The organism is Bacillus cereus group sp. BfR-BA-01408, from assembly GCF_022663305.1.
GTDB classification, from domain to species: domain Bacteria; phylum Bacillota; class Bacilli; order Bacillales; family Bacillaceae_G; genus Bacillus_A; species Bacillus_A pacificus.
The window spans coordinates 1-222 of record NZ_JAKUFF010000327.1; the positions used below are offsets into that span (position 1 = coordinate 1).

A 222-nucleotide genomic window follows, 5' to 3' on the forward strand; every position below is an offset into this window, starting at 1 on the left:
TCTGGGAGGACCATCTCCCAAGGCTAAATACTCCCTAGTGATCGATAGTGAACCAGTACCGTGAGGGAAAGGTGAAAAGCACCCCGGAAGGGGAGTGAAAGAGATCCTGAACCCGTGTGCCTACAAATAGTCAGAGCCCGTTAACGGGTGATGGCGTGCCTTTTGTAGAATGAACCGGCGAGTTACGATCCCGTGCGAGGTTAAGCTGAAGAGGCGGAGCCG

1 rRNA gene is annotated in these 222 nt (G+C 54.1%); it reads left to right on the forward strand.

The window, feature by feature from the left end:
• Positions 1–222, forward strand: a 23S ribosomal RNA gene (locus MR083_RS27495); the annotation flags it as partial.